Origin of the sequence: Mesorhizobium sp. M7A.F.Ca.US.006.04.2.1, assembly GCF_004022915.1 — a bacterium.
GTDB classification, from domain to species: domain Bacteria; phylum Pseudomonadota; class Alphaproteobacteria; order Rhizobiales; family Rhizobiaceae; genus Mesorhizobium; species Mesorhizobium ciceri.
The window spans coordinates 1-3028 of sequence record NZ_RZQA01000789.1 but is presented as its reverse complement, the minus strand read 5'-3'; the positions used below and the strand labels follow the sequence as shown (position 1 = coordinate 3028).

Sequence of the window (3028 nt, the reverse complement as noted above, 5' to 3'; positions counted from 1 at the left end):
CGTCACCTCAGGTCGATCGAACTGGAGCGATGGGACGTGAACGGTGTCGCCCCAAATCAGAATGCGTTCGCCACCGCTCGAAACACGAAAGCAGCTGTGTCCCGCTTCATGGCCATGGGCTTCGACAATGTCGACATCTGTCCCGATACGGTCTCCGGCCTCGAATGGTTCCGCCATGCTGTGAAATCGTTCGAGCCGCACTTCGGCGCGAAAAAAGCCAAGTTCTTCCCCGGGAACGAGCAAGCGCGCCAGGCGCGGGAAAGCGTCGCGGCCGTCGGCAAGCACAAGACCGTGGATGTGGTCGAGATGGGTGTGGGTGAAACAGACGGCACGAACTCGTCCGGCATCGATGCCAGCTTCGTCCAGCGCCTCGGGAAGTCGGCCCATGGTGGGATGCCAGGCGTTCGAGGCACCGGTATCGATCAGGATGATTCCGTCTCCATCGTCAATCGCGAAGGCATTGACGGACAGTCTGAGTTGACCATCAACCAATGCGACTTGTTGCGGCAATTCATCGCCAAACGGCTTGTCGCCGGGTTGCCGAAGCCGTCCGATCGGCATGTCGACATAGCCATCGCGCAAGGAGGTGATGCGCAAGTCACCAAGATCGTAGGTCTGATAAAGGTCGCCCGAAGCCATGCGGTGCATTTTTTCCGATCCGTCTGTAGACAACCGGCAACATGCGACGGGCCAGCTGCGTCGGCAACCCGCCCCGTCAATTCGATCTGTGCCATGTGTGCGTGCGTCGCCTGCCGTGGCCGGATGATGCAGTCGGCGAGGCGGTCCGTTTCGTTCAACTCGCCGGCATGGTGCTGATACCCTGATGTCACGATAGCCTCGGCCCAATCGGGGTTGGACTGCTACATCGACCGGGCTGCCATCTGGTCGCGCCCTTTGCCCTGATATATCCGGCTGCGATCCGTCACATGAGTGAAGCCGTGAAGACATCCAGCCTGACCGGCGCCGTTTCCCCGATGATCCCGGTGCTCGTATGCGCGCTTGCGATCTTCCTGCTGTCCGGGATGGATGCGGCGATGAAGATCCTGGTCATCGCGGTCGGGGTCTACAACACCTTGCTGTGGCGCAGCATGGTCGCGGCCGTGGTCGCGGGCGCAGCCTGGTTGGCGGGACCACGCTTAAAGCCGACCATTCCGGTGCTGAGGCTGCATGCGCTGCGTGCCGCAATTGTCGGCGTCGTGCTGATATCCTTCTTCTGGGGCTTGGCCAGGCTGCCGCTCGCGGAGGCGATCGGGCTCAGCTTCGTGGCGCCCTTGTTTGCGCTGTTTCTCGCCGCGCTACTGCTGGGCGAACGGATCCGACGCCAGGCTGTCTGGGCATCGTTGGCCGGCATCGCCGGCGTCGCCATCATCATGGCCGGCCAGTTCGGGCAGGCAGACTATTCGCAGGACGCCATGCTCGGCACGGCAGCGGTGCTCGTGTCGACGGTGTTCTACGGATACAATCTGATCCTCGCCCGGCAACAGGCGCAGTTGGCCAAGCCGATCGAGATCATGCTGTTCCAGAACCTTTGCGTTGCCATCCTGCTAGGCCTCGCGGCACCCTGGCTTGCCGTCGCCCTGCCGAGCGATCTTTGGCTTCCTTTGGCCGGGGTGACGGTGCTGTCGCTCGCCGGGCAATTCCTGATGAGCTGGTCCTACGCCCGCGCCGAAGCGCAATATCTGATCCCGACGGAATACTCGGCCTTCATCTGGGCGGTCGCGCTTGGCTGGTTCTTCTTCGGCGAGGAGGCGACCTGGACCACGCTGACGGGAGCGTGCCTGATCGTCGCCGGCTGCCTGATCGCCGCGCGGGCCAATCCCAGGCTTGCCGAGCCCATCGAAGTGGCGGTTTGAACGTCGACGTTCAACGCCCCGCAGGATCGCGAAATACCCCAGTCTCCACCTCGTGCATGAAGTGAGCGATGAGAGCCGCGCATTGGCGATGATGCGTTTCGAGAAGCATGTGCCCGCTCTCAAAGACATGGATTTCGACGGCGTCGAGATCGCGGCTGTAGGCCATGATCTCGTCCAGCGCGAAGAAGGCGTCGTGGCGCCCCCACAGCACCAGGCATGCTGGCTGTTGGTCGCGGAGATAGGCCTGGATGGCCGGGAAGCGCGCGATGTGCGAGCCATAATCGGTGAAGAGTTCGAACTGAATGTCGGTGTTGCCGGGCCTCGCCAGGCGCTCCGTATCGAGATACCAACCCTCGGGCGGAAACAACACTTTCAGACGCTCGGGGAGACCGCCGATATATTGGTTTCGGGTCCCCTCGAAATTCATCCAGTCCGGCAGTTTGGCGCGGTTTTCTTCAGTCGGTTCGGCGAAGAACGCCTTCGGCGCGTCCCATTCCGGTCCCAGCCCCTCGTCATGAGCGTTGCTGTCCTGGGCGATCAGGCCGAGGATGCGATCCGGACGCCGTGTGGCGAGATGATAGCCGACGGGCGTGCCGAAGTCAGTGATGTGGAGGAAGAATCGCTGGAGGCCGAGGGCCTCGATGAAGGCTTCGATCGTGCTGGCCAGGTTGTCGAACGTGTAGTCATAGGCATCGATGGAAGGGGCGGACGAAAAGCCGAAACCGGGCAGATCCGGCGCCACCACATAGGCTGTCTCCGCCAGCGGTTCGATGACATTGCGATAGACGTGCGACGAAGTCGGATATCCGTGCAGCAGCAGGATTGCCGGTCTGCGGGGATCGCCGGCATGACGGTAGAAGATGTCGAGGCCGTCGACATTGATGGTTTCGTGGCGGGTCTTGTAACGATTGCTGCACATCCTCTCCCTCCCAGGGGTTCCGCGCCGATCTGGCGACGCGCTGGCTTTGACACCACGTATCCGTATGATAGTGGTTACATCATGTAACCGTATAATCCGGTTAATGAGGTTATGTTCCATGGGCGATGCATACACCGAATGGGTACCGGATCACTTCATAGGCGGGCATCCCGCTTTGGACCTGTCGAACGCCGTGTTCGACCGGCGGGCGCCGGCAGCAGACAATGAACTCTTCAAGTCCGTCCGGGATGTTGCG

Annotated in this window: 3 protein-coding genes; 1 reads left to right on the top strand and 2 read right to left on the bottom strand. The window is 61.6% G+C overall.

Annotation, left to right across the window (positions count from 1 at the left end; genetic code table 11):
* The coding region (locus tag EN925_RS30075) for an MBL fold metallo-hydrolase (RefSeq protein WP_245487344.1) at positions 1-639 on the bottom strand (639 nt) is incomplete at its 3' end.
* A 287-nt stretch (positions 640-926) separates the two neighbouring features.
* Here EN925_RS30075 and EN925_RS30065 point away from each other — a divergent pair.
* Positions 927-1853, top strand: a complete 927-nt coding sequence (locus EN925_RS30065; protein WP_013530053.1) for a DMT family transporter — start codon at positions 927-929, stop codon at positions 1851-1853.
* Between the two features lie 10 nt (positions 1854-1863).
* Here the strand turns inward: EN925_RS30065 and EN925_RS30060 are convergent, their stop codons facing one another.
* Positions 1864-2892, bottom strand: a complete 1029-nt coding sequence (locus tag EN925_RS30060; RefSeq protein ID WP_245461003.1) for an alpha/beta hydrolase — start codon at positions 2890-2892, stop codon at positions 1864-1866.
* Between the last annotated feature and the right edge of the window lie 136 nt (positions 2893-3028).

Coding starts and splice junctions, on each gene's coding strand:
- EN925_RS30065 (WP_013530053.1), top strand. CDS start 927: ATGAGTGAAGCCGTGAAGACATCCAGCCTGACCGGCGCCGTTTCCCCG.
- EN925_RS30060 (WP_245461003.1), bottom strand. CDS start 2,892: ATGGAACATAACCTCATTAACCGGATTATACGGTTACATGATGTAACC.